This is a genomic window from uncultured Roseibium sp., assembly GCF_947496995.1.
In the GTDB taxonomy this organism is placed as follows: Bacteria; Pseudomonadota; Alphaproteobacteria; order Rhizobiales; family Stappiaceae; genus Roseibium.
Genome location: NZ_CANMFD010000001.1, coordinates 806530 through 824908 on the forward strand (window position 1 = coordinate 806530; position 18379 = coordinate 824908).

Sequence of the window (18379 nt, forward strand, 5' to 3'; positions counted from 1 at the left end):
CTTCCCCCTTGTGGGAAAGGGTTAGGGATGGGGGTAAACGGCGCAGCCGTATCAGAAGCCAGGCCTCCAACCTTAACTGCCCCGCGGTTTCACTCGCCGTGTCGCCTCGGCAATGGTCGGGTCGTCCGGCCAGGGGTGTCTCGGATAGCGTCCCTTCATGTCCGCCTTCACGTCCGACCAGGACCCCGCCCAGAAACCGGGCAGATCCCGGGTGATCTGGATCGGGCGCTGGGCGGGGGAGAGCAGTTCCAGGATAAGCGGCAGCCTGCCGCCGCAGACGCTGGGGTGTTCCTTGAGGCCGAAGAGTTCCTGCACGCGGATCGACAGCGTCGGACCGGCCGCCGCACCATAATCTATCGGCACCCGGCTTCCCGTGGGTGCGGTGAAATGCGACGGGGCGAGTGCGTCGAGCTGTGCGGTGGCGTCATAGGGCAGCAGGGCCGACAAGGCTGTCCCGAGCAGGCCGGCGTCGATCGCGGAGACGCTGCTGCAGCCTGCCAGAAAGGGCTCAAGCCAGGTTTCCAGGCTTTCAGTCAGCGCCCCGTCCGAAAGATCCGGCAGATCGGCCGCGCCGTTGTCGCGGGTGTAGGCAACGCGCCTGCGCAGTCGCTCCTGGTCCTTGTTCCACGGAAGTCTCGCGACGCCACGGCGACGAATTTCCGCGGTGAGCGCTCTTGCAATGGCCTCGGGGTCGGCAGCCTTGACCGGCACGGACTGAAGCTCGACGGCCTTGTAGCGCCGCACGCGCCGCGCCTTGAGGGCTCCGTCGCCGGTGAACTGAACCTCTTCCTCTTCGACGATATCCGGGGCGAAAAGCTCTTCGATCTCGGTCCTGGTGATCGGGGCGCAAAGCTGGATGCGGCCGCTGGCCGCCTTGCCCTGGATGTCGGCCACGGTCAGGAAGGGCTCAGCCGCAAGTCCGTGCGAAGGCTCAAGCTCGGCCCCTCGGCCGTTGGCGAGGCGGAAACGGCCGGTCTGGCCGCGGGCTTGCGCGATACGATCCGGATAGGCGAGCGCCAGCAGCATGCCGGCGCTTTCGACATCGACTTCGCGGCCGGAACCATGGGCCTGTTTCAACCAGCGTTCGGCAAGACTGCGGCCATCCCTTGCCCGTTGGCTCTTGTCGTGACGAAGCGCCTGCAGGCGGACGCGGATGTCCGGATCGCGCCCGCCGAGGCCGGGTTCCGAGAGAAGCAGGGCGATCAGCGCGGCTGTGTGACCGAGGTTCTGTTTCGCGCCTTCCAGCACCATATGCGCGAGCCTCGGGTGCAGGGGAAGATCCGCGAGCGCCTTGCCTTGCCCGGTCAGTCGTCCCGCGGCGTCGAGCGCATGCAGGTCCTGCAGCAGCGTCTTGGCTTCCGCCCAGGCGGCGCGTGGCGGGGGATCGGCGAAGGAAAGACTGTCCGGATCGCCGGTGCCCCAGGCGGCCAGATCCAGAACGAGGCCGGTGAGATCGGCTTCCAGGATTTCCGGCGTTTCCGATTGCGGCAGGGCAACGGTCTGGGCTTCGTCCCACAGCCTGTAGCAGACACCGGCTTCCGTCCGGCCGGCGCGGCCGCGCCGCTGGGCGGCGGAAGCGCGCGACACGCGCACGGTTTCCAGCCGGGTCAGGCCGGTTTGCGGCTCGTATCTCGGCACGCGCGCCAACCCGCTGTCGATGACCACGCGGACGCCCTCGATGGTCAGCGAGGTCTGCGCGATGGCGCTGGCAAGAACGATCTTGCGCGTGCCCGGCTGCGCGGGGCGGATCGCCTCGTCCTGCGCCCTGGCATCGAGACCGCCGTAAAGGGGGGCGATGACGCAGTCGCCGGGAACCTTCCCGGCGAGCAGTTCTGCAGTGCGCCGGATCTCGCCCTGGCCGGGCAGGAAAACCAGAAGCGAGCCGCTGTCAGCGTCGATGGACTGATGGATGGCGCGGGCAACCTGCGGCTCGATGCGCGTGTTCGGCGTGCGGCCGAGATAGCGGGTCTCGACGGGAAAGCTTCGCCCCTTGCTTTCTATCACCGGGGCATCGCCCAGGAGGGTCGATATTCCCGCCGCGTCCAGTGTTGCCGACATCGGCAGAAGGCGGAGATCTTCGCGCAGGGCCGACTGTACGTCGAGGGCAAGCGCCAGACCCAGATCGCCGTCGAGTGAGCGCTCGTGGAATTCGTCGAACAGGACGGCGGCAACACCGGTCAGCTCCGGGTCGTTCAGGATGAGACGGGTGAAGACACCTTCGGTGATCACCTCGATCCGGGTGCGGGCGCTGACTTTGTTTTCCATGCGCACCCGGTAGCCAACGGTTTCGCCGACACGCTCACCCAGTTCTCCTGCCATGCGCCGGGCAGCGGCCCGGGCGGCGAGGCGCCTTGGTTCCAGCACGAGGATCTTGCCGTCCTGCCGCCAGGGCGCACCCAGAAGCGCGAGCGGAACACGCGTGGTCTTGCCGGCGCCGGGTTCGGCCACCAGAACCGCGTTGGCGCTTCTGTCCAGCGTGTCGAGAAGGGCCTCAAGGACGCCGTCAATCGGCAGGGGGGCGGCGAAGGCGGGAACGCTCACCATTGCATCAGGTCTGCGAAGCAGCACTCTTCCAATGCCGGCCCTGCATGTCGACGGCAAAGGCGTCCGGGGTCTTGGCGAAGGCCACCAGACCTTCCAGCGCCGGGTTCGGGTGACGAACGATGAAGGTCGGGATCTTGGCCATCAGCGCCTCGTGCGGCGCTTTTGCCTCGAAGGCGGCGCGAAACCCGCCGTCGGTCAGGAAGCGGGTGATCCGGGGCGTGATGCCGCCGGTCAGATAGACCCCGCCCCGTGCGAGCACGGTGAGCGCCAGATCTCCGGCGACCCGGCCGAGGCAGCGCACGAACACTTCCAGGGTCTTGACCGCGACGGGGTCGTTGTCCTTCGCGGCGGCAGTGATACTGGACGGCGTTTCGAAAGCGCGCTCGTTGCGCATATGCAGGGCAACCGCCCGTGCCAGGCGCGGCAGACCCGTTCCGCTCAGGATCTGCTCGGCCCCGAGACGGCCGCCGACCCTTTCGATATGCGGCCAGATCTCGAAATCCTCCGGCGTCACCGGGCCGAGCTCGACATGCCCGCCTTCTCCGGGAACGGGAATCCAGGTGTCGGCAGCGTGGATCATCGCGGCTGCACCGAGTCCCGTGCCCGGGCCAAGCACGAATTTCGCGGTGGCATCGCGGATTTCACCCGGTCCGATCTGCTCGACATCGCCGCCGCTGTAGGCCGGAAGCGCCAGCGCCTGGGCTTCGAAGTCATTCAGAACAACGACTTGCTGCAGGCCGAGGTCGGCTATCATCTTCAGGGGTTCGATCACCCACGCGGCGTTGGTCAGCGGGATGACATCGCCGGTCACCGGTCCGGCCACGGCAATGATCGCGGTTCTGGGTGTGAAATTCGTCCCCGGCAGGACCGCGTTGCGGATCGCCGATGAAATGTCCGGATGACCGGCGGTCGCCGTCTTTCCGCACATGCGGGTCGGGGCGTCCGGCCCGTCGACCAGTGCAAACCGGGCGTTGGTGCCACCGATGTCGGCCACAAGAACAGGATAGGCAAAGGAGTTTTTGGGTGCCTGAAGATTCATGATGCGAAGGCACTCACTTCCGGGGTCTGGGAGCTTGTCTTGAGGCCGGTCAGACGGGCTGAACGCAGCAGAATGTCCGCCGTTGACGGATTAAGCGCCATCGGCAGGTCGTAGACAAGCGCCAGCCGCATCAGGGCTTTCACATCGACATCATGCGGCATCGGTGAAAGCGGATCGACGAAAAACAGCAGCCCCTGCAGCTTGCCTTCGGCGATCATGGCGCCGATCTGCTGGTCGCCGCCCAGAGGGCCGCTCTTCAGCCGGGTAATCTCCAGACCGGGGCAGGCTTCCTGTATGCGTCCACCGGTCGTCCCGGTCCCCACGAGGTTGAAATCCTCCAGCTTGTCGAGGTGCCGCCGGGCAAATTCAACCATGGCATCCTTTTTGGCATCATGCGCGATGAGCGCGAGCGTAGGCTTGGAGGGCATCGACGATCCTCTATCTGCGAAAACAACGGCGGCCGGATGTATTTAGCCGCTCAAAGCGCTTTAGGCAAAGGAAGATGGGAACTTATACGTATATTGCAGAAGGAAAAGACCCGGACCATCGAAAGCGGCAGTGGAAGTGTCTCGAGCCGCAATGCAAAAACGCCGCGCTCCGGCAAGGAACGCGGCGGGAAGCTTAAGGAGAAGAAGCAGCTCTCAGTCGAACAGGTTGCAGCGGATCGGTTCGCGGCCGGCAACCTTGTGCACCTGGGCTCCGTGTTGAGGCAGCGTCAGCCCGGCAATCTCCATCACCAGCTTCATGCGGATCGCGTCGGCAAAGCCCTCCTGAGAGCGCACCGGAATGGCGAAGGACCCCGGGCCACCGATCACGCAATCCTCGTAATAGTGGTCGAGATTGAGCATGGCCTGCCAGGTGTTCTTGTTGGACTTCATCATCAGCGGCAGCCCGTTGATGGTTACGCCCGCAGCCACCATCCGGTCGCGCATTTCCGTCACCGAACCACCCTGGTTGTTCGGGCCGTCGCCGGAAATGTCGATGACCTGGCGAAGGCCCGTATACTGGTTGTTCTGAACCAGCTGAACGGATTTCTCGAGTGCGGAGGCGATAGATGTGCGCTGGACCTGCCGCAGGGGGGCTTCGGCGATCTTGGATGCAAAATGAGAGGCCGAGCCCGCATCCCGGATGACGGTCCAGTCGGCAACGATGAAATGCTCATCGACCCCGCCCCATTCCATATAGGTCACCGCCACACGGCCGATCGGACCGACCTGAATGGCGTCGAGGAACTCCCGGGAGGTCAGGGCGGCGACGTAGCCGGCGCGTTGGACTTCCTGTTCTTCGGTATCCATGGACTGGGAAATGTCGACGGCCAGAACGAGTTCCACGTCCACTTCGCTGGCCGGATCATACACAAATTGCGATGAGGCAATCAGAGCCGAACGGTAATCCCGCGCGACTGAAGGTGCGGTGAGCATAAAGACCGCACAGAAAAGAAACAGTAATTTCGTAAACGCTGGTGCACACAGTTTTGGAATGCCGAGACGCATTGTTTTTCTCCTTACGTCAGCCTTGCGGCTGGGTGGTTACGTCTCCCCGGACTATTTTGTTTTTGTATTTCTTTGCTTTTCGTTCCTTGTGATTCTTACGTAGGCACGTCGAATGCCTATGTTGAGCCTGGTAATTTACTTAGCAAGCTACATGCCAAACGTAGCGGAATGGAATTTGGCTGGCAAAATCAAATGCGCACGGAGTGCATGTTATACACAGATAGGGATAAAATGCCGGATTACCAGGCAGAAATTGCCGCCTTCCGCCGTTTCACGGCAAATGTCCGGCAAAATTTGCCGAATTCGCTTATCTGCTGTGCAGATCGTAAAATTGCCTGAAAAAGCATCACGTGTCCGAAAAATCGGCAGCTTTTTCAGTTGACGTCGGCGTTGCGGCTGGTCATGATCTGAAGAAATCCTCACTTGGTGAAGAAATTTTCAGGCGACGCAATTCGAGAATCGCCTGGCAAAAACAAAAAAGCTTCGAAACGAAGCAAGGCGTGAGCGGCGGTGATCGGAATTCGGACGTGTTTCCGGTCATGCGGGCTGTTTTCAGGGGAAGGTGTCGAGGCGGAATGCAGGTGCGCGACGACGACTGGACATCGCATATGGCCATCCGGGCGGCCTGGCTTTCCTTCGTGGGTGGCCGGACGCAGGGAGAGATCGCCTCTCAGCTCGGGGTGTCGCCGGCAAAGGTCCATCGCCTGATCGCTCATGCCCAGAAAGCCGGATACGTGAAGTTCCAGGTCGATGGGCGGCCGATGGAATGCCTCAATCTGGAAAATGAACTCACCGGTCACTTCCACCTGACGAATTGCATCGTCGCTCCGGATCTCGGCGGCGGCGACGATGACAGTGCTGTGCGGGCGGTTGCCGCTTCCGGGGCGCAGTTCCTTGCGGCTCTCCTGAGTGGATCGAACCTCACCCGGCTTGGGGTCGGCATGGGGCGCACGCTCACGGCCACCGTCGAGGCGCTGCCGAAAATCGCCCGCCCGGATCTGGAGATCATGTCGATCTGCGGGTCGCTGACGCGGACACTTGCCGCCAACCCCTATGATATCATCCAGAAGATGCAGGAACGCACCGGCGGGGTCGGTTATTACCTGCCAGTGCCGTATTTTGCCGAAAACCGCCACGAGAAGGCGATGTTCCTGACCCAGCGCAGCGTGCAGGATCTCATGGCGCGCGCTGGTGAATCCGATGCCTTCCTCGTTGGTATCGGTTCGGTGGAGAACGAAGGCCACCTGGTGCGGCGTGGGATGATTTCGAAGCAGGAACAGGAAGAATTGCTGTCAGTCGGCGCCGTCTGTGATTTGATGGGCCGGTTCTTGACGCTTGACGGAAAACTGGCGCCCGATACGCTCGGCGATTGTGCCGTCGGGCTGCACTTCGACGAAGTGCGTGGCAGCCGCGTGATTGCGCTGGTGGGCGGGGAAAGCAAGGTGGATGCCACACTTGCAGCCCTGCGCACCGGTGTCATTACCGACCTGGTGACCGACGAGACCCTCGCGAGGGCTCTGAGCACACGGGCCGGATTGCAACTGGCACAGTCCGCATGACGCGGCTGGGCCACGAGGGGAAACGGGTCGGCCGAAGGCAGGCCCCCGCATGTCGGAGGACATACACGTGAAAAAGTTTCTAACCATCGGCACGGCGCTTGCCGGACTGGCCTTGTCGGCCATGAGCGCGGCAGCGGCGGATATCCAGCCGGCCGTTCTCTACGATCTGGGCGGCCGTTTCGACAAGTCGTTCAACGAAGGTGCGTATAACGGCGCTGAAAAGTTCAAGGAAGACAACGGCGTCGAATACCGGGATTTCGAAATCCAGAACGACAGCCAGCGTGAACAGGCGCTGCGCAACTTCGCCAAGCGCGGCATGAACCCGATCGTTGCCATCGGCTTCTCCCAGGCCAACGCGGTGGAAAAGGTCGCCAAGGAATTTCCGGACACCCAGTTCGCCATCGTCGACATGGTCGTCGACCTGCCGAACGTGCGGTCCATTCTCTTCAAGGAACACGAAGGCTCCTATATCGTCGGCATGATGGCGGCGATGTCCTCCAAGACCGGCAAGGTCGGTTTCGTCGGCGGCATGGACATTCCGCTGATCAGCAAATTCTCCTGCGGTTACAAGCAGGGCGTGCTGGCCGTGAATCCCGACGCTGAAGTCTTCGAAAACATGACCGGGACCACGGGCGCTGCCTGGAACGACCCTGTGAAGGGTGGCGAACTGGCCAAGTCCCAGTTCGACCGTGGCGCGGACGTCGTCTACCACGCGGCCGGTGGCACCGGAATTGGCGTGCTGCAGGCGGCTGCCGACAGTGGCAAGCTTGGCATTGGCGTTGACAGCAACCAGAACGGCCTGCATCCCGGTTCCGTTCTGACCTCCATGCTGAAACGCGTCGATATCGCCGTCTATCAGGCATTTGAAGACGCGCAGAACGACGCGTGGACGTCCGGCTTCGAGGTTCTCGGATTGAAAGAGGGCGGTGTCGACTGGGCTCTGGACGACAACAATGCTCCTCTCGTTTCCGACGAGATGAAGGCTGCTGTCGAAGAAGCGACCCAGAAGATCATCTCCGGCGAAATCGAAGTGCATGACTACATGGCCGATCAGGCCTGCCCGGTCTGAGGCAAGCTCAGATCCGCACATAAGAACCGGCCTGCCTTCACGGACAATCGCGTGAAGGCAGGCCGATCGATCTCGAAGTTTCAAAAATATCCTGTCCGTGTTCATCCGGATGCGGAAGACACGGGGAATGTCTGCCGCCGGGCAGGTTGAGGGGGACCGAATGATCCGATTCACGTCTGTCGTCTTCTCTACGGCGATCGCCACCGTGCTCGCCGCGGCCACAGCCTTTGCCGAACCAGCGATCGTCTATTCCGTCGGCGGCAAGTTCGATGGCTCCTTCAACGAAAGCGCCTATACCGGTGTGAAGCGGTTTCAGGACGAGACCGGCAGCCCGGTCCGCGAGTTCGAGCTGGAGCGCGATGCCCAGAGCCTGCAGGCGTTACGGAATTTTGCCAGTCGCGGTTTTGAGCCGGTCGTCGTCATCGGCTTCAATCAGGCCAACGCCCTTACCCAGACGGCCCCGAATTTTCCGGAGACGGATTTTACCATCGTCGACATGGTCGTCGACGAGCCGAATGTTCGCTCCTACGTTTTCCAGGAGCAGGAAGGCGCTTATCTCGCCGGCCTGCTCGCGGCCATGGCCTCCAAAAGCGGCACCATCGGTTTTGTCGGCGGTATGGACATCCCGATCATCCGGCGCTTTTTGTGCGGTTACAAGCAGGGCGCGCTGGACGTCAATCCGGACGTCAGGGTGCTCTTCAACATGACCGGCGACACACCGGCTGCCTTCGCCGATCCGATCCGCGGCGGCGAACTGGCGACCGTGCAGATACGGCGAGGGGCCGACGTCATCATCCAGGCCGCTGGCGGCACGGGTATCGGTGTCCTGCAAAAGGCGGCCGATGCCGGAATTCTCGGCATCGGGACCGACAGCAACCAGAACGGCCTGCATCCCGGCAAAGTGCTGACCTCCATTCGCAAGCGTATCGACACTGCGGTCTATGACAGCTTCCTCGCGGCCCGCAATGGAACCTTCACCCCTGGTATCCGGGTGCTGGGCGTGGCCGATGGTGGTATGGATTGGGTGCTGGACGACAACAACAGGGACCTCATCACGCCGGAGATGGAAGCGGCTGTGGAGGCGGCGGTCGCGGGTATTTCCGACGGATCCGTCAAGGTGCATGACGTCGTCTCCGAAGGGGCATGTCCTTTTTAGGCAACGCGCGTCACGCTGCAGACCGGTAAGATCCGAAGGGGCGAAACAATGACAAAGAAAATCCGTCGGGCCTGGGGGAAGGCATGAACGAAACGCCGGCAATCGAACTGCGCGGGATCAACAAGAGCTTTGGTCCGGTCCATGCCAACAAGGACATCGACCTTGTGGTGAAGAAGGGGTCCATTCACGGGATCATCGGAGAGAACGGCGCGGGCAAGTCCACGCTCATGTCGATCCTCTACGGGTTTTACCACGCCGATGACGGCGACATTCTTGTCAACGGCAAGAAGGTCACGATTGCCGATTCCAAGGCGGCCATCGGCATGGGCATCGGCATGGTGCATCAGCACTTCATGCTGGTCGACAATTTCTCCGTTCTGGAAAACATTGTTCTGGGCGCGGAAGACAGCGCCATGCTGGCCGGAGGCCTCGACAGGGCGCGCATCGAGCTGAAGCGCCTGGAAGAGGAATATGAACTGCGCGTCGATCCGGACGCGCTCATTCAGGACTTGCCTGTCGGCCTTCAGCAGCGGGTGGAAATCCTGAAAGCACTGTACCGCAGCGCCGAGGTCCTGATCCTCGATGAGCCGACCGGAGTTCTGACCCCGCCGGAAGCCGATCACCTGTTCAAGATTCTCGAGGTCCTGAAGAACGAAGGCAAGACCATCTTGCTGATCACGCACAAGCTGCGCGAAATCATGGCCGCGACCGACAGCGTCTCCGTCATGCGCCGCGGTGAAATGGTGGCGACCCGTGAAACCCGCAACACCTCCATGGAAGAACTAGCCGAGCTGATGGTTGGCCGCAGCGTGCTTCTGCGGGTCGACAAGAAACCGGCCGTGGCCGCGGAGCCGGTCATGCAGGTCGAGAACCTGTCCGTGACCGACCAACGCGGTGTTCAGGTGGTCAAGGACGTAAGCTTTTCCGTCCGCGCCGGCGAGATTGTCGGCATAGCCGGTGTCTCGGGCAACGGTCAGTCGGAGCTGCTGGAAACGCTCGCCGGCATTCGCCGGGCGACCGGTGGCACGCTCAGGATCAACGGTGAAACAATCGATCTGGGCACCAGCACTCTGGACGCGGCGGACATGCGGGCAAAAAGCATGGGGCACGTCCCGGAAGACCGTCACCGCATGGGTCTGATCAACAGTTTTGCCGAATACGAGAATTCCATTCTCGGCTATCACCGCGATCCTGCCTATTCCAGCGGTCTTTTGATGAATATTGCCGCCATCAAGGAAAACGCGGTCGCCGAGATCGAAAAATACGACATTCGTCCCCCCAATCCGATGCTCAAGACCGCCAGTTTTTCCGGGGGCAATCAGCAGAAGATCGTGCTGGCGCGTGAAATCGAACGGGACCCGGACGTGCTGCTGGTCGGCCAGCCGACTCGCGGTGTCGATATCGGTGCTATCGAGTTCATTCACAGCCGCCTGGTGGAATTGCGCGATGCCGGCAAGGGTATCCTGCTGGTCTCGGTGGAGCTCGATGAAATCCGCGCGCTTGCGGACCGGATACTGGTGATGTTTGACGGCAGGATCGTCGGCGAGCGCGGCGCCAACGCGGACGAAGGCGAACTCGGCCTGCTCATGGCGGGTGTTGAGGACCAAGCGAAAATGTCTGTAGAAGGAAGCGCCCGATGAGTGCCGGTCAGCTCCCGCGCTGGGTCGATTACGGCCTGATCCCGTTCGTCAATCTGGCGGCAGCCTTTCTGGTGTCCGGCCTTGTGGTCGTCCTGATCGGAGAAAACCCGCTGGAAGCGGTGCGGATCCTGATCTGGGGTTCGCTGGGCTATGGCGAAGGCATCGGCTTCACGCTGTTTTACGCCACCAACTTCATCTTTACCGGGCTTGCCGTCGCCGTTGCCTTCCATGCCGGGCTGTTCAACATCGGCGGCGAGGGCCAGGCCTATATCGGCGGGCTCGGGGTCACCTTCGCCTGTCTTGCCCTCGACCACATCGTGCCATGGTACGTGACGCTGCCTTTCGCGATCATCGGCTCGGCGCTGATGGGGGCCGCCTGGGCGTTCATCCCCGCCTGGCTGCAGGCGACACGCGGCAGCCATGTGGTCATCACCACAATCATGTTCAACTTCATCGCCTCGTCGCTGATGGTCTATCTGCTCAACAGCGCGCTGAAGAAACCGGGCTCCATGCAGCCGGAAACACGAACGTTCGAGGCGGGCGGCCGGTTGCCGTTCCTGAACGACGTCTTTCCTTCCTTCGGCTTCGGCTATGCTCCGGTGAACCTGTCCCTGTTCGTCGCACTCGCAGCCTGCGTCCTGATCTGGCTGCTGATCTGGCGGACGAAGCTCGGCTTTGAAATCCGCTCCTTCGGCGCCAACGCGACGGCGGCCGTCTATGCCGGTATTTCACCCGTGCGCACCATCGTCATCACCATGCTGATTTCCGGCGGGCTTGCGGGCATGATGGCGATCAACGAGATCATGGGATCGCAGCACCGCCTGTTGATCGATTTTGTCGCCGGCTACGGCTTTGTCGGCATCGCGGTGGCCCTGATGGGACGAGCGCATCCGGTCGGTATCGTTCTGGCGGCGATCCTGTTCGGCATGCTCTACCAGGGGGGCGCGGAGCTGTCCTTCGAAATGCCGAACATCACCCGCGACATGATCATTGTCATCCAGGGCCTGGTCATCCTGTTTGCCGGCGCGCTTGAACACATGTTCCGGCCGGCCATCACCGCGTTGTTCATGCCTTCACAGGCGCATGCGGCGGAGGAGGCGTAATCATGTTCGAGACCCTCATCCTTATCCTCGATTCCACCGTCCGCCTGTCGACGCCGCTGCTGCTGGCCTGTCTTGCCGGGCTTTATTCCGAGCGCTCGGGCGTTGTCGATATCGGCCTGGAAGGCAAGATGCTCGGGGCCGCCTTTGGTGCCGGAGCCGTCGCCTATGTCACGGCAAACGCCTGGCTTGGCCTGTTGGCCGGCATCGGCGTGTCCGTTGCGCTGGGCCTGCTGCATGGCTTCGCCTCGATCAGCAATCGCGGCAACCAGATCGTATCCGGCGTGGCCATCAACTTTCTGGCGGCCGGCCTCACGGCGCTGCTCGGCCAGACATGGTTCCGCCAGGGGGGACGAACTCCGGCCCTGCCCGAGGGGGGCCGGTTCAGGGATATCGTCTGGCCATATGCCGAACAATTACGCGACGTACCGGTGATCGGGCCGCTCTACAGCGAGCTTCTGTCCGGGCACAATATCCTCGTCTATGCCGGGTTCATTGCCGTTCCGCTGACATGGTGGGTGCTGTTCCGGACCCGCTTCGGTCTGCGGCTGCGTGCCGTTGGCGAAAATCCGGCAGCCGTCGACACAGCGGGGATCTCGGTCGCCTGGCTGCGGTACCGTGCGGTGATCGCCTGCGGCATTCTCTGCGGCTTCGCGGGGGCCTATCTGTCGATCGCGCAAGGGGCTGGCTTCGGCGTCAACATGACGGCGGGCAAGGGCTTCATTGCGCTGGCGGCGCTCATCTTTGCCAAGTGGCGGCCAGCCAGCGCGATGTTCGCCTGCCTGCTCTTCGGCTTCCTCGACGCGGTGGCCATCCGCATGCAGGGCCAGGAGGTCCCCGGCATCGGCGAGATCCCGGTTCAGTTCTTCCAGGCGCTGCCCTATATCCTGACGGTCATCCTGCTTGCCGGCTTCATCGGCAAGGCGGTGCCGCCGAAAGCCGCCGGAATTCCGTATCTGAAGGAACGGTCATGAGCGATCTGGACAAGCTCTTCGAAGCGGCCCGGGCGGTGCGCGAAAAGGCCTATGCGCCTTATTCAAACTTCCTGGTCGGCGCTGCTCTGCGCACTCCGGATGGCAGCGTCTTCACCGGCTGCAATGTCGAGAACGCGTCTTACCCGGTCAGCGTCTGCGCCGAGGGCGGGGCGGTCGGCGCCATGATCGCGGCCGGCTATCGCGAGATCGCGGAAGCCGTTGTCATCGGCGATGCGGCCCTGTGCACGCCCTGCGGCATGTGCCGCCAGCGGCTTAAGGAATTCGCCACGGACGATCTGATCGTCCATGTTGCGGACTTGAACGGTATCCGCCGCAGCTTCACCATGGACGAACTGCTGCCGGCAGCGTTCGAACTGGATTACACGACAAATAACAGGAAGGACTGACCCTCGATGAGCGGTTATGGCCATGAATGCGCGGAAATCGTCCGCGCCGCCCGCAAAGGTTCCTACAAGATCGGCATGATACTCGGCTCAGGCCTCGGCGCGCTGGCCGAGGAGGTCGAGGATGCGGTCCGCATTCCTTATACCCATCTGACCGAATTCCCGGTCTCCACCGTAACCTCCCATTCCAGTGAACTTGTGGCCGGCACGCTGGCCGGTGTTCCCGTGGTGATCCTGTCCGGCCGTGCCCATTATTATGAAACTGGCGACCCGTCGGTCATGCGCACGCCCGTCGAGACCCTGAAGGAGCTCGGCTGCGAGATTCTTCTGGCGACCAACGCGGCCGGCTCCCTGCGCGAAGAGGTGGCGCCGGGCTCGCCGATGCTGATCCGCGATCACATCAACTGGTCCGGCAAGAACCCGCTGATCGGCGAGGAGAACGAGAAACGCTTTCTGGACATGAGCGCTGCTTATGATCCCGAGCTGCGGGAAGCCATGAAGAAGGCTGCGGCGGAAACCGGCGATCCGATTGCCGAAGGTGTCTACATGTGGTTCTCGGGCCCTTCCTTCGAAACGCCGGCGGAAATTCGCATGGCGAAGCTGCTGGGTGCGGATGCTGTCGGCATGTCCACCGTTCCGGAAGTCATCATGGCCCGGTTCATGGGTCTCAGGGTTGCGGCCATGTCGATCGTCACCAACTACGGGGCAGGCATGCAGACCCATGCGCTTTCCCACGACGAGACCAAATCCGTCGCGCTGCAGGGCATGGAGCGCATGAAAGAGCTGGTAAGGGCATTCGTGAAGGAGGTCGGGGAATGAGTGACACGGTCGAAAACGCAAAACGCGCCCTCGGGCTGATCGATCTGACCAACCTCAACGAGGATTGCACCGCCGCCGATATCACCGCGCTGAGCGTCCGCACCGTGACGGATCACGGGTCGGTCGCCGCCGTCTGCGTCTGGCCGCGTTTCGTCGCGCAGGCAGCACAGGAGCTGAAGGGAACCGGCGTCAAGGTCGCCACCGTCGTGAATTTTCCGGCAGGTGATGACGACACCAATACCATTGTCGCCCAGACGAAACAGGCGCTGGACGATGGCGCCGACGAGATTGACCTGGTGATGAATTACAAGGCCTTCACGGCGGGGCGGAAGGGATATGCCGAAGAGCAGATCATCCGCGTCAAGGCCGTGATCCCGGAGCCTGCGATCCTGAAGGTGATCCTGGAAACCGGGGAGATCGGCGATCCGCTGCTGATCCATGCCGCTTCCAATGTGGCGATCTCCGCCGGAGCCGATTTCATCAAGACTTCCACGGGAAAGGTCGCCGTCAATGCGACGCTCGAGGCCGCCGAAATCATGCTGACCGCCATCGAGGAGGCGCGCCGCGACAACGCTGAACGCGTCATCGGGTTCAAGCCCGCTGGCGGCATCAGGACGAGTGAGGATGCAGCGTCCTATCTGGCGCTCGCGGACCGGATCATGGGTCACAATTGGGCGTCGGCGTCCACATTCCGCTTCGGCGCAAGCGGCCTTCTGGATGCGTTGATCGCTACGATCGAGGGCAAGGACCCGACGGCCGGCCAGAGCTATTGAAGCTGAAACAGGGCTTCTGAAAAATGTTGCCACGAGGATACCAAGCATGCTGCCGCAGGAACTGATCCGCAAGAAGCGCGACGGGGGAACACTCGACGCCGCGGAGATCGCTTTTTTCGTCAAGGGGCTGGCCGACGGATCGGTCACCGAGGGACAGGTAGCGGCCCTGGCCATGGCCGTCTTTTTCAAGGGATTGAACGTAGACGAACGCGTAGCCCTGACGCTTGCCATGCGCGACAGCGGCGATGTCATGAACTGGTCCGGTATCGACGCGCCGGTTCTCGACAAGCACTCCACCGGCGGCGTCGGGGACAACGTCTCCCTGATGCTCGCCCCGGCGCTTGCCGCCTGCGGCGCAGCCGTACCGATGATCTCCGGCCGCGGCCTCGGCCATACCGGCGGCACGCTGGACAAGTTCGACAGTATCCCCGGTTACCAGACCCAGCCGGACAACGCGCTGTTCAAGAAGGTGGTCAAGGAGATCGGCTGCGCCGTCATCGGCCAGACGGGCAATCTGGCCCCCGCCGACAAGCGCTTCTACGGCATCCGTGACGTGACCGGCACCGTAGAGAGCATTGATCTCATCACCGCTTCCATCCTGTCGAAAAAATTGTCGGCAGGCCTGCAGGGCCTGGTGCTGGACGTCAAATGGGGCACAGGCGCCTTCATGGCGACGCTGGAGGAAGCCCGCGCTCTGGCGGAAAGCCTCGTTCAGGTGGCCAACGGCGCCGGTCTCAAGACCACAGCCCTGTTGACGGACATGAACGAACCGCTGGCCTCCGCTGCCGGCAACGCGGTCGAGATGCAGAACGCGGTGGATTTCCTCAAAGGGACTGCCATCGACAACCGCCTGTGGGACGTGACGGTTGCCCAGGGCGGCGAATTGCTCGCCACCGGCGGTATCGCCGCGACAGCCGAATCTGGTGAAGAGATGATGCGCCAAGCGTTTCAAAGCGGCAAGGCAGCGGAAAAATTCGCGCAGATGGTCGAAGCGCTGGGCGGTCCGGCCGACTTCATGGAAAAAGCCGAACTCTACCTCGCAAAGGCCCCTGTCGAAGCGCCTGTCTATGCCGATCACGACGGCGTGGTCACGGGTGTGGATGCCCGGGCGGTCGGCGTGGCCGTGGTCGCGCTGGGCGGCGGCCGCAAGGCCGCTTCGGATGTGATCGATCCGGCTGTCGGACTGACCAGTCTGGCCGGTGTCGGCAACACGGTTGACGCGGATGCGCCACTGGCGATCGTTCATGCAAGATCCGAGGAAGACGCGGAAGCGGCGGCGAGCGCTCTGCGCCGGGCCTACACCCTTGGCTCGGCGGCAGATGTCGTCGACCGGCCCATCGTCGCCGGCCGCATCGCACCGTAAGCTACGAACTTGTGCCGGGACCGCAGGTCCCGGTGCCCATCCGGCATGAAGCCGGGATTAGAAAAAATTTGAGGAGATGCCCATGCCCCGTGCAATCCTGTGCGTGCTGGACAGTTTCGGCATTGGCGGCGCGGAGGATGCGGACGCCTTTGGCGATGCCGGGTCCGATACTCTGGGCCATATCGCCGAGAAATGCGCGTCCGGCCTGGCGGATCGGGAGGGGTTGCGCAGCGGCCCCTTGTCGGTTCCCAACATGGACCGGCTCGGTCTTGGTGCGGCCAGCAAGCTGTCGACCGGCAGGGACGTGCCGGGTCTGGACTTCGCAGGCGACCCGCAAGGGCTCTGGGGCTATGCGGCGGAAGTGTCCAACGGCAAGGACACGCCGTCCGGCCACTGGGAAATCGCCGGTGTGCCCGTCCGCTTCGACTGGGGTTATTTCCCCAAGACGATCCCGACCTTTCCGAGTGAACTGATCGATAGGATCAAGGACAAGGCGGGACTGGACGGCATCCTCGGTGACAAGCACGCGTCCGGTACGGAGATCATCGCCGAGCTCGGCGAGGAGCATCTCAGGTCGGGCAAACCGATCTTCTATACGTCAGCGGACTCGGTCATACAGATTGCCGCCCACGAAGAGCACTTCGGCCTGGAACGGCTGTATGATCTTTGTGAGATCACCCGCGAATTCGCCGATCCCTATAATATCGGCCGCGTCATCGCCCGGCCGTTCACCGGGGAAACGGCCGCAACCTTCGTCCGTACGCCCAACCGGCGGGACTATTCGGTGCTGCCGCCGGAGCCGACACTGCTTGACCGGCTGACCCAGGCCGGCCGCACTGTCTACGGCGTCGGCAAGATCTCCGACATCTTCGCCCATCAGGGGGTTTCGAAGGTTCTCAAAGGCGCCGGCAACGACGCGCTTTTCGAAAAGACCCTCGAAGCCATGCAGCAGGCCGGGGACGGCGATCTGGTCTTCGCCAATTTCATCGATTTCGATTCGCTTTACGGTCACCGCCGGGACGTTCCGGGCTATGCCGCCGCCCTGGAACACTTCGATCGTCAGCTGCCCGAACTGCTTGCCGGTTTGCGGGAGGGAGACCTGCTGATCCTGACGGCCGATCATGGCTGCGATCCGACGTGGAAGGGCACCGATCACACGCGCGAGCATGTCCCTGTCATCGCGACAGGCCCCGGTATCGCTGGCAGATCCGTCGGCGGACGGAAAACCTTTGCCGATATCGGCGAGAGCGTCGCCGATCATCTGGGCATAGCCCGGGGCCTCCACGGTGAGAGTTTTCTTTAGCTCGGGGACTCAGGCACAATAGGGCACTGAGCCGGTACTTTCCAAAGGGTGTGGCTCGCCACACCGGGAACGGCACACCTGCCATTCATTCACGATCGAGGACCCGCCGCACATGAGCGATCCCATCACGGTTCCGAAAGCCGAACTGCACTGCCACATTGAGGGCGCGGCTCCGCCGAGCCTGGTCAAGCGGCTGGCGGACAAGCATGGCATGGACGTGTCGAAAGTGCTGGATGGCAACGGCAAGTATGTCTGGTCCGACTTCACCACATTTCTGAAGGCCTATGACACGGCAAGCGCCGTGTTCAGGACCCCCGCCGACTATGCCATCCTGGCGGAAACCTATTTCCGCATGCTGGCCGCCGAGGGCGCCATCTACGGCGAAATCTTCATTTCTCCCGATCATGCCCAGGCGACGGGTCTCTCCTACCGCTCCTATGTCGAAGGCTTGTCCGCCGGGATCGAGCGGGCCAAGAACGATACCGCCATCGAAGGCCGGATGATCGCGGTCGGAGTGCGTCATTTCGGGTCCGCGGCGGTGGAACGCGTCATCAAGGAGGTGATTGCCAATCCCAATCCCCTGGTGACCGGTTTCGGTCTTGCAGGCGACGAGCGCTCGGGCCATCCCGCCAACTTTTCCAAGGCCTTCCGCATGGCGGCGGAAGCCGGGCTCGGCACGACGGCCCATGCCGGCGAATTCGGCGGTCCGGACAGCGTCACCGCAGCGCTGGAATTCCTGCGCGTCAAGCGTATCGGGCACGGCGTGCGTGCCATCGAGGACAAGGAACTCGTCAAGCGGTTGGCCGACGAGGAGATCGTGCTGGAGGTCTGTCCCGGCTCCAATGTGTCGCTGGGCGTCTATACCCATCTGCGCTTCCATCCGGTGAACATGCTGCGCCGGCAAGGCGTGAAGGTGACCCTCAACTCCGACGATCCGCCGTTCTTCGGCACCACGCTCGGCAAGGAATATTCCTCCGTCTCCGAAACATTCGGCTGGACGTTCGACGACCAGATGGAGGTCACTCGCACGGCCATCGAGGCGGCATTTTGCGACGAGCCGACGCGAAACCGCCTGCTGGTCCGGCTGGACAGCGCGGTGCAGAAGCCGGTTGAGGGATAGGTCCCGAAGACGCCCTGGCCCTT

The 18379-nt window shown here is 62.6% G+C and carries 16 protein-coding genes; 12 read left to right on the forward strand and 4 right to left on the reverse strand.

From position 1 onward, the window contains the following. Positions 1 to 72: 72 nt before the first annotated feature. The 4 genes from hrpB to Q1B40_RS03630 all read right to left on the reverse strand — a co-directional run bounded on the left by hrpB (position 73) and on the right by Q1B40_RS03630 (position 5004). Positions 73 to 2544: an ATP-dependent helicase HrpB gene (gene hrpB, locus Q1B40_RS03615; RefSeq protein ID WP_299810118.1), complete on the reverse strand. Its 2472-nt coding sequence runs from the start codon at positions 2542 to 2544 to the stop codon at positions 73 to 75. A 4-nt stretch (positions 2545 to 2548) separates the two neighbouring features. Further along, complete coding sequence (glk, locus tag Q1B40_RS03620; protein ID WP_299810121.1) at positions 2549 to 3583, reverse strand: glucokinase; 1035 nt, start codon at positions 3581 to 3583, stop codon at positions 2549 to 2551. Further along, positions 3580 to 4011: a methylglyoxal synthase gene (locus Q1B40_RS03625; protein WP_299810124.1), complete on the reverse strand. Its 432-nt coding sequence runs from the start codon at positions 4009 to 4011 to the stop codon at positions 3580 to 3582. The genes glk and Q1B40_RS03625 overlap by 4 nt, the downstream gene beginning before the upstream one ends. Before the next feature lie 213 nt (positions 4012 to 4224). Next, the gene (locus Q1B40_RS03630; protein WP_299810127.1) at positions 4225 to 5004 is read right to left on the reverse strand and encodes a DUF1194 domain-containing protein; all 780 of its coding nucleotides are present in this window, start codon (positions 5002 to 5004) and stop codon (positions 4225 to 4227) included. Positions 5005 to 5651: 647 nt separating this feature from the next. Here Q1B40_RS03630 and Q1B40_RS03635 point away from each other — a divergent pair. From Q1B40_RS03635 to Q1B40_RS03690, 12 genes are all read left to right on the forward strand, one after another. Further along, on the forward strand, positions 5652 to 6635 hold the full coding sequence (locus Q1B40_RS03635; RefSeq protein ID WP_299810130.1) for a sugar-binding transcriptional regulator: 984 nt from the start codon (positions 5652 to 5654) through the stop codon (positions 6633 to 6635). A gap of 67 nt (positions 6636 to 6702) precedes the next feature. Then, positions 6703 to 7704: a BMP family ABC transporter substrate-binding protein gene (locus Q1B40_RS03640; protein WP_299810133.1), complete on the forward strand. Its 1002-nt coding sequence runs from the start codon at positions 6703 to 6705 to the stop codon at positions 7702 to 7704. Between the two features lie 160 nt (positions 7705 to 7864). Beyond that, complete coding sequence (locus Q1B40_RS03645; RefSeq protein ID WP_299810136.1) at positions 7865 to 8860, forward strand: BMP family ABC transporter substrate-binding protein; 996 nt, start codon at positions 7865 to 7867, stop codon at positions 8858 to 8860. 83 nt (positions 8861 to 8943) lie between these two features. After that, positions 8944 to 10500 carry an ABC transporter ATP-binding protein gene (locus Q1B40_RS03650; RefSeq protein WP_299810139.1) on the forward strand — a complete coding sequence of 519 codons (1557 nt, stop codon included), beginning with the start codon at positions 8944 to 8946 and terminating at the stop codon, positions 10498 to 10500. Next, entirely contained in the window at positions 10497 to 11603 is a 1107-nt protein-coding gene (locus Q1B40_RS03655; RefSeq protein WP_299810142.1) for an ABC transporter permease, read from the forward strand. The genes Q1B40_RS03650 and Q1B40_RS03655 overlap by 4 nt, the downstream gene beginning before the upstream one ends. Positions 11604 to 11605: 2 nt before the next feature. Next, complete coding sequence (locus tag Q1B40_RS03660; RefSeq protein ID WP_299810145.1) at positions 11606 to 12574, forward strand: ABC transporter permease; 969 nt, start codon at positions 11606 to 11608, stop codon at positions 12572 to 12574. Next, positions 12571 to 12981: a cytidine deaminase gene (gene cdd, locus Q1B40_RS03665; RefSeq protein WP_299810148.1), complete on the forward strand. Its 411-nt coding sequence runs from the start codon at positions 12571 to 12573 to the stop codon at positions 12979 to 12981. The genes Q1B40_RS03660 and cdd overlap by 4 nt, the downstream gene beginning before the upstream one ends. Positions 12982 to 12987: 6 nt before the next feature. Then, complete coding sequence (locus tag Q1B40_RS03670) at positions 12988 to 13797, forward strand: purine-nucleoside phosphorylase (RefSeq protein WP_299810151.1); 810 nt, start codon at positions 12988 to 12990, stop codon at positions 13795 to 13797. Beyond that, positions 13794 to 14570 carry a deoxyribose-phosphate aldolase gene (gene deoC / locus Q1B40_RS03675; protein WP_299810154.1) on the forward strand — a complete coding sequence of 259 codons (777 nt, stop codon included), beginning with the start codon at positions 13794 to 13796 and terminating at the stop codon, positions 14568 to 14570. The genes Q1B40_RS03670 and deoC overlap by 4 nt, the downstream gene beginning before the upstream one ends. A gap of 46 nt (positions 14571 to 14616) precedes the next feature. Continuing rightward, positions 14617 to 15933: a thymidine phosphorylase gene (gene deoA / locus Q1B40_RS03680; protein ID WP_299810156.1), complete on the forward strand. Its 1317-nt coding sequence runs from the start codon at positions 14617 to 14619 to the stop codon at positions 15931 to 15933. Positions 15934 to 16015: 82 nt separating this feature from the next. After that, positions 16016 to 17236 carry a phosphopentomutase gene (locus Q1B40_RS03685; RefSeq protein ID WP_299810159.1) on the forward strand — a complete coding sequence of 407 codons (1221 nt, stop codon included), beginning with the start codon at positions 16016 to 16018 and terminating at the stop codon, positions 17234 to 17236. A gap of 112 nt (positions 17237 to 17348) precedes the next feature. After that, positions 17349 to 18356 carry an adenosine deaminase gene (locus tag Q1B40_RS03690; RefSeq protein ID WP_299810162.1) on the forward strand — a complete coding sequence of 336 codons (1008 nt, stop codon included), beginning with the start codon at positions 17349 to 17351 and terminating at the stop codon, positions 18354 to 18356. The last annotated feature ends 23 nt before the right edge of the window (positions 18357 to 18379 follow it).